We start from the raw sequence: 15,764 nt of genomic DNA, 5'->3' as shown, positions 1-15,764 counted from the left end.
GGCCACGATGTAAAAAAAACCGAATTCCTGCGTGCGGCCGCGGTCGATTGAACAGGCCCACTACCATACACGGCCTGTTACGACCTCGGCATCGCCGCCAGACCGTCCGGCAGCACCGAGACCAACCGTTCAAGGAGATACCCATGAAGCATTCTGCAATTGCTGGATTGTTCATCGCTGGTGCCCTGCTGACGTCGCCGGTGTTTGCGGCAGACAAAGACCTTTGTGCCGGGAATCTTCAAACCATCAAAGACTTCGTTACCAGTCAGCCGTCAATTCCCGAGACGTCCATGAACAACGTCAAGGAAGCGCAGAAAAAAGCTGAAGACGCGCAGGCGGCCGGCAATGACAAGGATTGCGTTGAGGTCACCTCTTCCTTGATAACCAAAATGCAAATCCGCAATCCAACGCGCAATTGATATGCCACGAGGCCAACCTTCGGGTTGGCCTCGCCGGCCGTTTGGCGTACACTGCGCAGGCTTGTTGCCTCACCTGATGTACGAGGCAATGAGTTCGGGGCCGATTAGGATTCGACGCCGGTGACGAAACTTTAGGTGCATGCCGACTTGGTAACAGAAGTCGTAAATCCACTGTTGCAACTTCTTATAGTTGCCAATGACGACCAATACGGTGCTGCTCTCGCTGCTTAATTGCAGCTGACATGCACTCCTGGTGCCTTCGGGCCCAGCAATCATCAGGGGATGTCTGTAAACCCGAAATGATTGTCATATAGAACAGAATCGCCGTGCAGTACGTTGTGGACGAAGCGGCTAAAACTTACACAACTCGCCCAAAGCACCCTGCCCGTCGGGTCGCTGAGGGTTAACTTAATAGACACGGCTACGCATGTAGTACCGACAGCGGAGCACTGGCGGACGGGGGTTCAAATCCCCCCGGCTCCACCAACTCTCGACGACAAAGCCCGCCTTGTGCGGGCTTTGTCGCATCTGGACATCAGCCAAACCGGCCACACAAGCCCACAGCCTGCAAGCGATCGAACTCGATAACCCCGGCAATGCTCTGCCTACTCACAAAAAAGGACGACACGATGTCGTCCTTTTTCGTACCCGCATTCATCAAAATCAATGAACCGCGCTGAGCAAATCCGGGCGGCTGGATTTGAGCATAGCCTCATTGACCTTGCCTTGAATCGAGCAGGTAAACATCCCCTTGCTGCCAGTCGTCAGCTCTTGCGGAGCAGGCTCGATCAGGAACACGCGCTCGGCACTGTCGACAACCAGCTTGCCCGCCGTTGCGGATGGGTCTTCCGGCTGCCAGTTGGATTTGCCGTGGGACCAGATTTCCGCGCGTGCGTAGAGTCCCTGCGACATGTCCATACGCGGCCCGCCCGCTTTTTCCAACTGGGTGTGGAGTTCATTCGGCGTCTGTTTGGCGTAGAACCCCCAACTGATGATGCGAGTGCCCATCAGGTCTGTATCTTCGGCGTAGAAGCCGGTCAACGACATGCCGTCAATTTCGACCGGCTTGGCGAACATCCAGCGCTGCCCCATATCGCTCTTGGTGCCGCCGGACAATTTGATCTGGCCATTTTCGACCGTGCTCGGCACCAGATCCTTGAACAAAGGTGATTGCACGACTGCCAGGGAGTGATCGTCACAAGCGGCAAACGACGCCACCGGCGAAGGTGCAGCGGCAACGCTGAAAGCAGAAAAAAGGGCCGCAATGGGCAACAACAGGAAAATTGGTTTCATGGAATGACTCGAGTGAAAGACTGAAGAAATCGACAGCGACGATATCACAATGACATCAATCGACAGACTTCAGAGTTTCAATCAATGCCCATGCCGATGATGCACATCCGGAAAATGCGCATGACTGTGCCGCATCGGCGTATGCACATGCGGATGGCTATGCGGCTCCGCCCCATCCCAGTCAAAACCATGCGTATGTTGATGATGCTCATCGTGTGTATGCCGATGATCATGCTCAAGCGGTTCGTGCTGATGCTCATGAACATGGTTTTCCATCAGATGAATCCATACCCCCACGGCCATTAACGCCGCTGCGAGCAGAAACATCAGCGATATCGACTCGCCGAGCAGCAGAATCGAGATGCCTGCGCCGAGAAACGGTGCGGTGGAAAAGTAGGCGCCGGTGCGTGCGCTGCCGAGGCCGCGCAGGGCGAGGACGAACATTACCAGGCTGACGCCGTAGCCGAGAAAGCCGACCAGCATGATCGGCACCAGCGAGGTGGCGACGGGTAGTTGGGTGCCGATGAACAGGGCCAGTGTGCAGTTGACCAAACCGGCCACGAGGCCTTTGCTGCCGGCGATGAACAGTGCATCCGAGGCAGACACCTTGCGCGTCAGGTTGTTGTCGATGGCCCAGCAGAAGCAGGCGAAAGCGACGGCCAACGGGCCGGTCCAGTCTTGCGCCGAAACGGTCCCTTGCGGCCAGGACAGCACGACACCGCCGGCGACGATGGCGAGCATGCCGATCACGATTCGTCGGTCGGCATTTTCCTTGAACACCACCCACGCCAGCAGCGCCGTGAGCACGGATTCGAGGTTGAGCATCAGTGACGCGCTCGCGCCGGACGTTCGGGTCAGACCGAACATCAGCGCCACCGGCGCCAGCACTCCGCCGAAGCCGATGGCGCCGAGCAGCCATGGCCATTCACCGGTGCCGAGCCCGGAAGGCTTCCAGCCACGATCGCGGACAAAACGCAGGGCGGTCAAGCCCAGACCGCTACCGAGATAGAGCAACCCGGCCAGCAGAATCGGCGAAACCTGTACCCCCAACAGTTTGGCAAGGGGCGTACTGGCGCCAAACAGCGCCGCCGCAATCAATGCGTGGAGAACGCTCACATTCATGCCGGGATCACTCGCTCGGGCCGATGGAATACCGACGCCCATCATCGCAAAACTCAGGTGAGAATTATGTGAACAGCTGATTCGTGTCAGCGAACATCAACTCTGGCACGTGCTCAAATCCAGCAACATTTAATCCGCGCAATCTCTGGGCGGGCACTCGAAGCAGGCTCTATGCTGCGAACATCGAGATGCAATGGAGTTGAAGATGAAGAGCTGGATTGTCGTAGCGCTGGCCGCGCTGATTTCCTTGTCCGTCCATGCGGCCGACGCCCCCACCGTGCGCGTCGAGCCGATCGCGTTCACAACCAGTGCCGACAGCATCCAGCGCAAACAGTCGATCAAGGGTGACCAGACCGCGCAGTACACATTCAACGCCAAAGCCGGCCAGATACTGACCGTCGACTTCAAACCGTCCAACACCTCCGCTTACTTCAACATCCTCGCCAAGGGTGCGGATTACGCGCTGTTCAACGGCTCGATCATGGGCAATCACTTTCTCGGCCCACTGCCCGGCGATGGCGAGTACACGGTTCAGGTCTACCTCATGCGCAACGCCGCCCGGCGTAATGAAGTGGCCAACTATCAGTTGTCGCTGAGGCTGGTCAATGGCGATGCCATCAGCCGGCAGCAGCCATTCGATCAGACGCTGGAATTGCACGGCATCGCTTTTCACGTCAGCACCGAGCAGGTCGATGGCAAACCGACGCTGCGCATCGCTCCCAAGGGGCTGGAGATCGACAACACGGTCATCAGCCAGGCGCTAACGGGTGATGTGGTACGCGCCGAAGTCGCCGACATCAATAACGACGGCTCCCCCGAACTCTACGTTTTTACCCGCTCGCCCGGGCGCGGCATGCCGGGCGAACTGATCGCCTATTCAGCCAACAACAAGAAATCCCTGAGCGCAATCTACTTGCCTCCGGTCAGCGACAACCCGAAGACCGCGTCGGGCTATCAGGGCGAGGACTCGTTTGCGGTGGTGGAAAGCACCCTGGTGCAACGTTTCCCGGTGTATGACAGTGCCGACGCTGGCGCCGGGCGTACTGGGAAGATGCGTCAGGTTCAGTACAAGTTGGTGGCGGGTGAAGCCGGGTGGATTTTGCGCGAGGACAAGGTCACGGAATTCTGAAATGACCTGGCTCGTTACGGCCGACCCGGAAGCCGATTTCGCCGCGGATCATCTGCCCTGAGGCATTGCAGAGCGGTCGCTGCCGAGATGAATTTTTCTTCACTGCTCAGGCTCGATCAACACGGTACAGTCCGCTCGCTCATTCAAGAAACTACGGTTCGCCCGCGCTCTCCCGCGGGCTTTTTTTTGCCTGGCGTTTGCTGCCGAAGCGATACACCCAAGTGTCCTGCACGCCGTGCTGCTGCGATTGCCGCGCCTGTGGGTGAACCCTGATCAGCGCAAACGCCGCCGCTTCAGCCAGACGCTGACTGCGAGCGTTGGCCGACGATGTGGTCAGGTAAAAGGTGAACTCCGGCAGGCGCCTGACCAGTTGCTGCAGTACTTCGCGCATGTAGCCCTTGCCGGCAAACGCGCTGTTGGCCCAATAACCGACGACATAACGCTTGCGTCGACGCGGCACGAGGCCGATGCAGCCAACGACGGCTTGTTCGTCTTCAGTCACGATGAATAAGCGCCGCTCACCGGTCTCGCTGGCGAAATCAGCCCGCGCTTGCAGCATGGACGAAAGCGCCCGCTCCTCACTGGTGTGTTCAACCGCCCACTCGAGAAAAGGCGCATGCTCGTGGTAACTGGCGTTCAGCGCCTCCCGCACCGGAGCGACCAGCGCTGGGTCCGGCGCCCGAACACGCAGCGCCAACCCGTTCACCGTCAATGCAAATTCCATTGCTTGTTCCTCCAATCCCGGAAATGCCGCAGTCGATAACCCTGTGCACTCAACCAAAGAAATTTACAGAGCGCCAGCGCGGTTTGTTTTTTTCCATCTCCTAGGCAATCCTGTCCCTCGATCCTGCCAACCGGAGCGCCCGATGTCACTGCTGAGCCTGCCCTGCCAACGCCTGACGCTCGCCATCCTCGCCCCGGAACAGGCCGAGCTGGAAAGTGACTTCTATGCACGCAACCAGCGCCATCTCGCCCCCTGGTCGCCGATTCGCACCACCGAATACTTTTCTACCGAACAGATTCGTCGACGCCTTGAAGTTCAGGCCAGTGCTTTCGAGGCCGGGCTGGCGATGCATTTCGCCCTGCTGACGCCGGATGGCCAACAGATGATCGGCGCGTGCAATTTCAGCGGGATCATTCGCGGCGCGTTTCAGGCGTGCTATCTGGGTTATCACATTGACCACGCGCATCAGGGTCAGGGTTTGATGCAGGAAGGCCTGGAGGCTGGCATCGGCTACATGTTCGATACGCAGAACCTGCACCGGATCATGGCCAACTACATGCCCGGCAACGAACGCAGCGCGCGATTGCTGGAGCGCCTGGGTTTCGAACGCGAGGGCTACGCCAAGGCGTACCTGAATATCGCCGGGCGCTGGCAGGACCATGTGCTGACGGCGCTGGTCAATCCGCTGTTTGAAACGCCGGAGAAGCGTTGGTCGCGTCAACTGGCGTGAGTTTCACAATTTGTTAAGCATTGGCGAAGTATGCTCAAGGCTCCTGCCCTTTCCGGTTGCCTGAAATCCATGCCGCGTGCCGCCACTTCACTGTTTCTACTCGCCGCCCTGCTGTTTTTTTTCGCTTTGGGTAACCACCAGTTGCAAGGCTCTACCGAGGCCCGGGTCGCCGGGATCGCCATGGAGATGCATCTGGACGATGACTGGGTGACGCCGCGCCTGTTCGGCGAACCGTTTCTGGAAAAGCCACCGCTGAGCCTGTGGCTGGACGCCGGCGCCATGCGCGTGTTCGGTGTTTCGCCATGGGCAGTGCGACTGGCGTCGGCGGTGGCCGGGTTGCTCAGCGTGATGCTGCTGTACGGCATGCTGCGCCGCTTCGGCCGGCCAAAAGCGGTCGCGTGGACGGCGGGGATTCTGCTGGCGACCATGGCCAGCTACTGGAGCAACGTGCGCGGCGTCGGCGAAGATGCGCTGCTGGCGCTCGGCGTGACCACGGCGCTGCTGGCGTTCTTTCAGGCGCAACGTGGACCGAACGCGGCTAACTCGCTGCTGTTTATCGTCGGCATCGCCGTCGCCACTTTGAGCAAGGGCGTGCTGGGACTGGCGATGCCGGGGTTGGTGATTTTCGCCTACCTGCTGGCCGACAACCTGATCGACAAACGCCTGAAGGTCGGCGCCTGGCTGCGTCCCGGCCTGCTCACGCTTGTAGGTCTGATTCCGTTGCTGATCTGGCTCGCCGTGCTCTATCAGCGCGGTGGTTCGCACGCTGTCGCTGAAGTGCTGCTGACCAACAGCGTCGGTCGCTTCAGCGGCTCGTTCGTCGAGGCCGGGCATTACGAGCCGTTCTATTACTACCTCGCCAAACTCCCGGAAGCGTTCCTGCCGTGGAACATTCTGGTGTACCTGGGGCTGTGGCATTTCCGCAAGGAGCTGAAGGCCAACCGCTATCTGCTGTTTTTCAGCCTGTGGATCGTCGCGCAGTTCATCATGCTGACCCTGGCCTCGAGCAAGCGCACGGTGTACCTGATGTCGATGACCCCGGCGGCGGCGGTGATCGCCGCTGAGTACGCACGCGTGTTGTTCGAGCGCTTGCAGGCGCGTGAAAACGCAGACCGCTTCATCGGAAAAGTCGCCCGCCATCGTCAGGCGATTGCCGCAGGATTGCTCACGGTGGTGATCGCCAGCTACCTCGGCGCCGCGCAGTGGGCACTGCCCAACGCCGACAAGGAGTTGTCGTTCCTGCCTTTGACCGAACACATTCAGAGCTTGCAGGCCAACGGTCAGCGGGTCGCACTGTTCCAGGCCAATGAACGGGTCGGCGGCGCCAGCGTGTTCTACACGCAACGCGTGCTCAAAGGGCTGGATACTGACGCGCAACTGCACGACTTCCTCAGCGCTTCCCCCTCGAACGTCGCGGTGATCTCGGCAGACAGCGAACCCGCCGCACCGCTCAAAGTGCTCAAGACCATGATGGTTGGGCGTCAGGCGTACTACTTCGTCGGCTACTGACGACCCTCCGCCAGACAATAAAAAACCCGCCGTCACTGGCGGGTTTTGTTTGCGCTGCCGCTTGGCAAACGTCGGTTCATCGGGTGCTCACTGAGTGCCAGTCGGAGGCTTCGATGAAGCCAAGCACCCGCGGGTCCGCTTTGTTTGCGGCAGACACAAACAGTGAGGAACCGTAGCCAGGGTCAGAAATCGGTGTATTCAAGTCCTTTTCCAGCTCCGCCATGCATTCGCTGTGGGTCACCAGGATCAGGTTGCGCCCCGCAAGCTTGTGCGCCAGCGCTTCCTGCAGGATGTGGCCCTTGCAGCTGATTAGCCAATCTTCGCCGCTGGCCGCGCGGTTGAACATGTAACTGGCGGTCTGCACGGTGCGCAGCATCGGGCTGTTGTAGATGTCGGCGTTATTCAAGCCCAGATGTTCAAACTGTGCACCGACACCGACCGCAACACTACGCGAGCGGTCGGTGATGCCGTCGTCGCCACTCAGGCACGGCGCCGGCGAGTGATCACAGCGCTCGACGTGACGCACCAGCACAATCATGTCGCCCTTGGCCCATCCGGCCGCCAGTGCACGGTCGCCGGACACATTGCCATGGGCCAGGTCCGGCACCGCCGCCGGGGCGAGCAGCCACAAGGTAAGCGGGATCACCAGCAGCAACGCGGCGAGCACCACCCAGGTATTGCGATAGCGGGCCAGTCCGCTCAGAGAAATCGAGCGTTTGACGCCGAACAGACTCAGTCTCAATTCCACATCGGGCCGCCTCGTCGGCATCCATCACAGTCAATTCGATGCGGCGAGGGTAGAGAGACGGGCGTAAGTGACGAGTGAAACGCATGTGAAAAAAGTCTTGAAGCGCCCTTGTTACAAATTCCGTCGGACAAAAACCTTTCAGCTCTCGTGTTTGCGGCCGATACAGACCTGCTAACACCCTTGCTGGCTCAAAAAAACAACAATCTTCCAGCCTGACCGACGATCAAGTAGCTCTACGTTCCTGGAGGAATTGTGATGAATAGCTGGTTCGGCAACATCAGCGTGAACATGAAATTGGGCCTGGGCTTCGGCCTGGTCCTGGCCCTGACCTGCGTGCTGGCCCTGACGGGCTGGACCAGCCTCGGCGGCCTGATTGACCGCAGCAACTGGATGAGCGACATCACCCAGCTCAATGCCGGTCTGACCAAGCTGCGCGTGGTCCGCCTGCAATACATGCTGACCAACGGCGACGAAACCGCCGCGCAGAATGTACAAACCACCCTCGAAAGCTTCGCCGCGCAACAACAGGCGCTGATCAACAAGTTCAAGAGCCCGGAAAACGTCAAACTGCTGAAAGAGCAGGCCGCGACTATCGCCGAATACCAGACCTCGCTGAACAAGATGCGCAACGCCTACCGCACCGGCAACAGCGCCCGCGACGTGATGGGCACTAACGCCGACACCGCTTACAACCTGATCGAAACGATCAGCAAGCGCGTGCAGCAAATGGACATGAGCGAGCAGCGCTTCGAGCAGTTCCAGGCCATCACCCAGGCCAAGGAAGCGTTCATCCTGGCGCGCTATGAAGTGCGCGGCTACACCGCCACCACCAACGCCGAAACCGAGCAGAAAGCCGTCGGCCAACTGGACGCAGCGATCGCCAGCCTCAAGCAACTGAACGTGCATTTCGCCGCCACCCAGCAAGACGCCCTGCGTCAGCTGGAAACCGCTTTGACCAACTACCGCAGCGCGTTACAGGCGTACAAGAACGCCAACAGCGAAGCGGTGCAGGCGCGTAAGGAGATGACCGATCAGGGCACCGCGATCGTCAACACCAGCGAGCAGCTGTACCAGATCCAGCTCGACCGCCGTGACATCGAAAGCGCCCAGGCCCGTACCTTCCAGCTGATCAGCACCCTGCTGGCGCTGTTGGTCGGTGTGATTGCTGCAGTGATCATCACCCGTCAGATCACCCGTCCGCTGCAGGAAACCCTGGCCGTGGTCGAGCGCATTGCCAGCGGCGACCTGACCCAGAACGTCACCGTCACCCGCCGCGACGAACTCGGCGTGCTGCAACAAGGCATCGCCCGCATGGGCGTGACCCTGCGCGACCTGATCAGCGGCATCCGCGACGGCGTCACCCAGATCGCCAGCGCCGCCGAAGAACTATCGGCCGTGACCGAGCAGACCAGCGCCGGCGTGAACAGCCAGAAGGTCGAGACCGACCAGGTGGCCACCGCCATGCACGAGATGACCGCCACTGTGCAGGAAGTCGCGCGCAACGCCGAAGAAGCCTCGCAAGCCGCAGCCGCCGCTGACGGCGAAGCCCGTGAAGGCGACAAGGTGGTCAACGAAGCCATCGCGCAGATCGAGCGTCTGGCCAGCGAAGTGGTGCGTTCCACCGAAGCCATGAGCGTGCTGCAACAGGAAAGTGACAAGATCGGCAGCGTCATGGACGTGATCAAAGCCGTGGCCGAACAGACCAACCTGCTCGCGCTCAACGCCGCGATCGAAGCGGCGCGTGCCGGTGAAGCCGGGCGTGGGTTTGCCGTGGTCGCCGACGAAGTCCGTGGTCTGGCCCAGCGCACGCAGAAATCCACCGAAGAAATCGAAGGTCTGGTCGCCGGTCTGCAGAACGGCACCCAGCAAGTGGCCGCCGTGATGAACAACAGCCGCGCCCTGACCGACAGCAGCGTGGCCCTGACCCGCAAGGCTGGCGACTCCCTGGAGAACATCACCCGCACGGTGTCGAATATCCAGTCGATGAACCAGCAGATCGCCGCCGCGGCCGAACAGCAAAGCGCCGTGGCCGAAGAAATCAGCCGCAGCATCATCAACGTGCGCGACGTGTCGGAACAGACCGCCGCGGCCAGTGATGAAACCGCAGCGTCCAGCGTTGAACTGGCGCGCCTGGGCGGTCAGTTGCAGCAGATGGTCAGCCACTTCCGCGTCTGACCTCAGTCAGCGCCAAAGGGTAAATCCAATCGCGGGCAAGCCCGCGATTGCGTCAGTCCAGTCAGCCCATACTCACTGCCCCAACGCTCACACCTCCCACGGATTCATCACTTCCACTCCCGAGAACTGAAAGTCCTTCACGTTCCGCGTGGCGATTGCCGCACCATGAGCACGGCAGATTGCGGCTATCTGCGCATCAGCCATCGACACCGCCCGCCCCTTTGCTTCGCAATCTGCGACGAGTGACGCGTACTCGACAGCGGCATGCGCATCGAACGGCAAAATGCGTCCAGCGAAGTCTTCCTCGAACATAGCCATCGCATGAGCTTGAAGATTCTGTTTGCGTTTGCCTGAGGGAAGTCGGGCGATGCCGTGGAGTATCTCAGCCACCGTTATCGCACTGATGGCCAGATCCATGGCGGGCTGCGCATCAACCCAGGCCAGCACCCTGGCTTCAGGTTCGATACGCATAAACTCTGAAAGCACGTTGGTATCGAGCACTATCATTCAGAAAAATCCACCCCGGTGGCTTTCTCTGAGCGCTCTGGCAGATCAAGTTCTGCTCCGCCGAGAGCACTGAATCTGTTGCGTATCCGGCTTCCAAGTCCGCCGGCACGATCCACCGTTGCCAAGGCTCGACCGAGAATCAGGCGCGCCTCTTCCTCCATGGAGTGTCCGTTGTGTGCAGCGGTGATACGCAACTGTTCCTTGAGCTTCTCGTCAAGGTTTCGAATGGTGATGCTGGCCATGACGCCTCCTGCAATCAATGAAATCATTGATTGCAGGCTAGCACATCCGTTCCGGCTCACACCGGGCAATCTTCCGAACGGCCATTCTTACTGCAGCAGATGGTCAGCCATTTCTGCGTCTGACCTTCACCTCTGCGCTGAACGAAAGATCGATTCGCGAGCAGGCTCGCTCCTACAGGGGTTGCGTTGGATCAGCAGGCCGGTGCGCGTGTTGCCTGACTCTAGCGAGTCCCGCGCTGGCGCAACGCCGAGGGCATGAAATACGCGTCTTCCGGCACCGGTTGCGAGAAGTCCACGGTGGAGGCTTCTTCGTTGTCGAGGTTCTGCACGTAGTAACGGCGGGCCTGCAGGTCGTGGAACACGTCCAGTGCGCTCCAGGTGGTCGGCAGATCGTAGAAGTTTTTAAGGTAGGCCATCGACACCCGCCACAGCTCCCCTCGCCCATCGTATTGATCAACCAGCGCCGCCCCCCAGCTGTCCTCGTCGAGGAACAGCACGCGTTTGGAATAGACATGCCGCGCGCCCGGTTTGAGATTGCCTTCGACCACCCACACGCGGTGCAGCTCATAGCGGGTGAATTGCGGGTTGAGGTGGCCCGGGGTAAGCAGTTGCGCGTACTTCACCTCGGGGCTGCCGACCTTGTAGTTGTTGTAGGGAATGTAGATTTCCTGCTTGCCCTTGAGCTTCCAGTCGTAGCGGTCCGGCGCGCCGTTGAACAGGTCGGTGTCATCGGCGGTGCGCAGGCCATCGGACGAGGCGATCGGCGTGTCATACGCCAGGTTCGGCGCACGGCGCACGCGGCGTTGGCCGGCATCGTAGACCCAGGCTTGGCGCGGGTCCTTGAGCTGATCGAGCATCTCGTGCACCAGCGCCGCACCGCCGGCCAGTCGCGCCGGACTTTTCACGAAGGCGAGGTAGTAGAACAGGATGTTTTTCAGGTCGGCGTACTGCCCGCCCGGACGGTAGAAGTTGAACAGCGCTTCCTGCTGCGAAGTCACCAGCGCAAAGCTGCCGTTGCGCTGCACCGGCGCTTCGGATGCGCGACGTACCACGTAGATTCCGCGATAACGGGTGATGTGGTTCCACAGCACTTCGATGCCGTCCTTGGGCACCGGGAACGGTACGCCGCCGTAGGCATCGGCGAATCCGCTGCCGCCCTCCAGCAGCTTGGCCGAGGTCGCGTTCTTCAGGGTGTTGTCATACAGCCACTGCGGCGCCGAACCCGAGCGACGCGACGGGTAGACCGGCATCTGGAACGTGTCCGGGTAGCTGTTGAACAGCGCAATCTGACCGGGGCTGAGGTGGGCCTTGTACTGGTCGAGATTGGCCTTGGTAATGGTGAACAACGGCTTGTCCGCCGCATATGGATCCGGGTGATGTTGGCCCGGTTTGTAGCCGGCGGGCGCCTGGGTGATGCCGCCGGTCCAGGCCGGAATGGTGCCGGCGGCGTTGCCCGCGCGCTCGGCGCCCATAGGCGTGAGGGTGGTTTTCAGTTGTTCGGCTTGTTGCGGGGTGATGGCGGCGAGGGCGCTGCCGGCGGTGAGGCCCAGAACCAGCGCCAGCGAAATTCGGGTCATGCTTGAAGTGTGAAACATGATCTTCTCCAAAGTACAAAAACCTGTGGGAGCGAGCCTGCTCGCGAAAGCGGTGTATCAGTCGACATCAATGTTGAAGGTGCCTGCCTCTTCGCGAGCAGGCTCGCTCCCACAGGGGGGATGAGGTGTTGCTGAAATCTCGTGTAGTCCCTTAAAGGAAATACTTGAGATTGAACCCGACGTTGTCGCGGTCGCGAATCCCGTTGTTCTGCCCGCCGCCCCAGAAGTTGGTGTACTGCACCTCGGCTTCGAGCTTGTTCTGGTAGTTGGCCTTGATCCCCAGGGTGTAGGCCTTACGCCCGTCGATGGTGTTGCCGGCCTGATAGCTGTTGCCCTTGAAGTCGTCCTTGTAGACGACGTAAGGCGACACGTTGACCCCGGCGTACACGTCGTTCCAGGTGCCGTTGAACATCACCGTGTAGCTGTAGGAGTTGCGGTTGACCTGATCATCACGATCACCGCCGGACACATAAGAGGTGTTGCCGGTACCGGCGTAATAGCGCGTGCTGCCGTCGTAGGCGGTGTATTGCAGACTGCTGCCGCGCAGGTGTTCGGAGGCCAGTTCGAAGATGCCGAACATCGAGTCGAACGACAGCGTCGGGCCGAAGTTGTAGATGCTGCCCAGTGAGGTGTTGAACGCTTCCACGCGCTCGGCGTTGTTGATCTCGCTGTCGAGGGTGACCATCTGCCCGCCGACGTTGATCGCCTTGCCGGTCACCGCCACAGCGGCACCGTTGGCCAGGTCGCCGATCAGATCGTTGGTGGCAGCGACACCGATCGGCAGGTTCGGTCGATAGGCGATCTCGCCGAATACTGAAGCCTGACCCAAAGTGGTGTTGAAGCTGAAACCATACATGCGGATGTCTTCGGCATAACGCCGATGCGCCTGAATGTTGCCCATCACATCGGCCGTCGCCAGACCGTTGGCCAGCGCCCCGGCCTGACTGCCGGCCACACCGGCGAGCATGTTGGTCAGGGCATTCATGTCGATGCCCTTGTAGCCACCGAGGTCAGCGGCGATGGTCGGCTCCTTGGCGTGGTAGTTAACCAGATACAGGCCGAACTCGGTGCTGTTGAGCTCCTCGGCGATGTAGCGAAACGCAAAGCCAAACTGACCATCGTTGCGCGCGTTGTAGTCCTTGCCGATCGATGCCACTTTCAGCGTATTGCCGTAGGCCGGTGTCACGCCGTTGGCGTACAGGCCGGTGCTTTTCAGCGCCGGGCCGAGCAATGGGTTGTTGCCCAGTGCGCTGTACAGACCGATAACGTTGCCGAAGCCCGGCACCGGGGTATCAAGCGCGGTGCCGCTGAAGTTGTTGTAACCGGTGTTGCCGCCATCGGCGAACAAGTCGGTCTGCGAGTAGAAAGTCCCGACCGGGTCGATGCGGGTTTCCTTCCAGTTGGTCTGGTAGAAGCTCTCCAGGGTCAGCGAATCGCTGAGGCCGATGTTGAAGCTCACCGCCTCCACCGGCATCAGCACTTCCTTGACCTCGGCCCCCGGCAAGCGGTACTTGGCGGCGTCCACCGGGTTGGTGGTGTTGATCCCGCCGCGATAGAAAATCCCCTCGCCCCAGTTGAACACCTGACGACCGACCCGCGCGGTGACCGGCATCTGCGCCACGTCCCAGTTGCCGTAGACATAGGCGTCGAGCATCTCGATCCGGCTGCCGGCGATGTCGCGGGTCTGGCTGGTGAAACGGTCGTCCTGCGGATAGCTCTGACTCGGTTGCGACGGGTTGTTGTTGCGGTAGTAATCGTTGCGCTTGTCCATCAACTGGGTGTCGTAGAACGCCGTGCCGCGCAGGAACATCCCGTAGTTCTGGTAGTTGGCCTCAAGCTCGGAAGTGATCTTGTACACCTCGGAAACCAATCCGGTGTCGAAGTTGCGATTGCCGTCGTTGGTGTTGACGTCGTCGTTGTTCTTGTCACGGCCCTGCACCCGCCACAAGCGACCATAGGACAGTGTCGTGTCGATGGAGCCGGTGACCTGATTGTCCAGCACGCTGAACTCCGCAGCCTGCAGCGCATCCACCGCGCAGAGTTGCAGCAGTCCTGCCAAGCCGACACCGGGCAATGCCACGCCGGTGAGGCGCAATCGAGTGTTGATCATGGGTTCCCTCCTTCCTTGTTCTTATTGTTTTTTGCGTGGCCGCGATGGCTACGGTGCCAGTCCAGCGCGGACATAAATCCGGCTGTGCGCGCCGAAATGGCTGAGCAGTTTGAACAGCTGCTGATTGAGTGCCGGATGCTCGAACGTCTCGCGCTGCAACTGATTGCCGCTGCTGAAATCACTGGTCACCGGGGCCGTCTCCAGCCACTGGCCGATGGTTTCATCGAACGCCGCCGAGTCTTCGACCGACTCGGCGCTGACCACGTCGCGCAGGTAGTCCACCGAGTACGGCGGATAGTGTTGGTCTTGAGCGACATCGGCGTAGGCCGCGAGCATCGGATGCGCCTGACCGGTGCGCAGCACGCGGCGCAACCAGGTCGACTGGTACTTCTCGATTTCCATATGGCGGGTGGCGACGCGCTCGATCGAGGCTTTTTTATCATCGGCAAAACCGGCCAGCGCCTTGCCTTCCAGCAGCAACAGACTCGGCAGTTCTACGCCGGGCAGCGGCTTGGCGTGATACGGCTGGGTCAGGTCCTGCACGTGGTGCGCGCCCCATCCGAGAAAGCGGTAACCCCAGTAGGGATGGCCAGAGGCAAATGCCAGTCGCGCCAGGCCCAGGTACTGATAGGCGCGCCAGTCCGGCCAACTGCGCTGAAGAAATCCGGCAGCGGCATACACCACCGCGCTTTCATGGAAGAAGCCCATGTGGAACGGCGCCTGCGAGCTGTACTGAAAACGCGCATCGCCGAACGGCTGCGGGCCGAAGCCATACAGCGCGCCGACCTCGCCGGGGTTGTCGCTGAACAGGTTGATGTCGTGACCGTAATCCGGCTCGTCGGCGGCGCTTGCCAGCACCGCCAGCGGTGCAACTTTCTCGCCGTCCGCCACGCGGATGAAACGCTGGCGATTCCATGGCGAAAGCGTCTGTTCGACCATCACCTGATCGGCACTGAGATGTTCGCGTTCGGGCAGGTCTTGGCCCGGCAGCGGCTGAATGACCATCGCCAGATGAATGCGCGGATTGAGCCGCAACGCGGTGAGAAAGTCGTGGCGCAGATGGTCGCTTGGTACGGCGGGCAGCTTCAGGTTGTCGGGGCGCGGCGGGTATTGGGTGAAGTGTTCACGGGCGAAGCGTTCCTGCTGGTCCAGCAACGCGACCACGGCCGGATACTGTTCAGCGAGAAAACGCTCCAGCGGCTCGACCTCAACCGCTGGCGCATCGCGCAGCGTCGGCAGTGCCTGCAACGCCAGATAGCTGCCCACCGTGTGGTTCGACCAGCCCCACGCCGTCGGGGCCGTGGCACAAAGCAGCAACAGGAGAAAGGTCAGCTTCATTGCTTTTAATTCTTATTGGAGGTGCTGTGGGGGTTGAGCCTAACAACCACCTCCGGCGCTGACACTGTCCGATCTCACCAGAAAAAGTCTCCGATAGCGCCATTTCAGGCTCACCGTCCATCC

General features: G+C 60.4%; 14 protein-coding genes, 1 other RNA gene and 1 pseudogene. 7 read left to right on the top strand and 9 right to left on the bottom strand.

All coding sequences use genetic code 11. The annotated features are described in order from the left end of the window. Positions 1–143: 143 nt before the first annotated feature. Both ACOYXG_RS03335 and ssrA read left to right on the top strand, forming a co-directional pair. The gene (locus tag ACOYXG_RS03335; protein WP_027610765.1) at positions 144–419 is read left to right on the top strand and encodes a hypothetical protein; all 276 of its coding nucleotides are present in this window, start codon (positions 144–146) and stop codon (positions 417–419) included. A gap of 96 nt (positions 420–515) precedes the next feature. Beyond that, positions 516–905: a transfer-messenger RNA gene (ssrA, locus tag ACOYXG_RS03330) on the top strand. Positions 906–1,082: 177 nt separating this feature from the next. Here ssrA and ACOYXG_RS03325 read toward each other — a convergent pair. Both ACOYXG_RS03325 and ACOYXG_RS03320 read right to left on the bottom strand, forming a co-directional pair. After that, complete coding sequence (locus tag ACOYXG_RS03325) at positions 1,083–1,712, bottom strand: hypothetical protein (protein ID WP_047291136.1); 630 nt, start codon at positions 1,710–1,712, stop codon at positions 1,083–1,085. Between the two features lie 81 nt (positions 1,713–1,793). Then, entirely contained in the window at positions 1,794–2,834 is a 1,041-nt protein-coding gene (locus tag ACOYXG_RS03320; RefSeq protein WP_460355902.1) for a DMT family transporter, read from the bottom strand. Positions 2,835–3,039: 205 nt separating this feature from the next. On the opposite strand from ACOYXG_RS03320, the gene ACOYXG_RS03315 reads away from it, so the two are divergent. Further along, positions 3,040–3,963, top strand: coding sequence for a hypothetical protein (locus tag ACOYXG_RS03315; RefSeq protein ID WP_103367752.1), 924 nt, complete (start codon positions 3,040–3,042; stop codon positions 3,961–3,963). A 151-nt stretch (positions 3,964–4,114) separates the two neighbouring features. Here ACOYXG_RS03315 and ACOYXG_RS03310 read toward each other — a convergent pair whose 3' ends face one another. Then, a complete protein-coding gene (locus tag ACOYXG_RS03310) occupies positions 4,115–4,687 on the bottom strand; it encodes a GNAT family N-acetyltransferase (RefSeq protein WP_103367751.1) in 573 nt (190 codons plus the stop codon). Between the two features lie 142 nt (positions 4,688–4,829). Here ACOYXG_RS03310 and rimJ point away from each other — a divergent pair, with 142 nt between their 5' ends. Together rimJ and ACOYXG_RS03300 are read left to right on the top strand one after the other, a co-directional pair. After that, positions 4,830–5,417 (top strand): ribosomal protein S5-alanine N-acetyltransferase, encoded by a 588-nt coding sequence (rimJ, locus tag ACOYXG_RS03305; RefSeq protein ID WP_103367750.1) that lies wholly within the window; start codon positions 4,830–4,832, stop codon positions 5,415–5,417. Between the two features lie 30 nt (positions 5,418–5,447). Next, positions 5,448–6,926: an ArnT family glycosyltransferase gene (locus tag ACOYXG_RS03300; protein WP_103367749.1), complete on the top strand. Its 1,479-nt coding sequence runs from the start codon at positions 5,448–5,450 to the stop codon at positions 6,924–6,926. A gap of 76 nt (positions 6,927–7,002) precedes the next feature. Here the strand turns inward: ACOYXG_RS03300 and pmrG are convergent, their stop codons facing one another. Then, positions 7,003–7,674, bottom strand: a complete 672-nt coding sequence (gene pmrG / locus ACOYXG_RS03295; RefSeq protein ID WP_097090453.1) for a lipopolysaccharide core heptose(II)-phosphate phosphatase PmrG — start codon at positions 7,672–7,674, stop codon at positions 7,003–7,005. A gap of 255 nt (positions 7,675–7,929) precedes the next feature. Here pmrG and ACOYXG_RS03290 point away from each other — a divergent pair. Beyond that, positions 7,930–8,943 (top strand): annotated as a pseudogene (locus ACOYXG_RS03290) (methyl-accepting chemotaxis protein); the annotation flags it as partial. A gap of 42 nt (positions 8,944–8,985) precedes the next feature. Continuing rightward, positions 8,986–9,849 carry a methyl-accepting chemotaxis protein gene (locus ACOYXG_RS03285; protein ID WP_371260362.1) on the top strand — a complete coding sequence of 288 codons (864 nt, stop codon included), beginning with the start codon at positions 8,986–8,988 and terminating at the stop codon, positions 9,847–9,849. An 87-nt stretch (positions 9,850–9,936) separates the two neighbouring features. Here ACOYXG_RS03285 and ACOYXG_RS03280 read toward each other — a convergent pair whose 3' ends face one another. The 5 genes from ACOYXG_RS03280 to ACOYXG_RS03260 all read right to left on the bottom strand — a co-directional run bounded on the left by ACOYXG_RS03280 (position 9,937) and on the right by ACOYXG_RS03260 (position 15,641). After that, the gene (locus ACOYXG_RS03280; protein WP_027614125.1) at positions 9,937–10,356 is read right to left on the bottom strand and encodes a type II toxin-antitoxin system VapC family toxin; all 420 of its coding nucleotides are present in this window, start codon (positions 10,354–10,356) and stop codon (positions 9,937–9,939) included. Next, positions 10,353–10,598, bottom strand: coding sequence for a FitA-like ribbon-helix-helix domain-containing protein (locus ACOYXG_RS03275; protein WP_027614126.1), 246 nt, complete (start codon positions 10,596–10,598; stop codon positions 10,353–10,355). Before ACOYXG_RS03275 ends, ACOYXG_RS03280 begins: the two co-directional genes overlap by 4 nt. Positions 10,599–10,819: 221 nt before the next feature. Continuing rightward, positions 10,820–12,193 carry a DUF1329 domain-containing protein gene (locus tag ACOYXG_RS03270; protein WP_460355895.1) on the bottom strand — a complete coding sequence of 458 codons (1,374 nt, stop codon included), beginning with the start codon at positions 12,191–12,193 and terminating at the stop codon, positions 10,820–10,822. Positions 12,194–12,344: 151 nt separating this feature from the next. Then, on the bottom strand, positions 12,345–14,303 hold the full coding sequence (locus ACOYXG_RS03265) for a DUF1302 domain-containing protein (protein WP_115988249.1): 1,959 nt from the start codon (positions 14,301–14,303) through the stop codon (positions 12,345–12,347). A gap of 48 nt (positions 14,304–14,351) precedes the next feature. Further along, positions 14,352–15,641 carry a phospholipase gene (locus ACOYXG_RS03260; protein ID WP_460355892.1) on the bottom strand — a complete coding sequence of 430 codons (1,290 nt, stop codon included), beginning with the start codon at positions 15,639–15,641 and terminating at the stop codon, positions 14,352–14,354. Between the last annotated feature and the right edge of the window lie 123 nt (positions 15,642–15,764).

Source organism: Pseudomonas sp. G3-39 (assembly GCF_054790485.1).
This window is presented reverse-complemented; position numbering and strand designations above follow the sequence as displayed.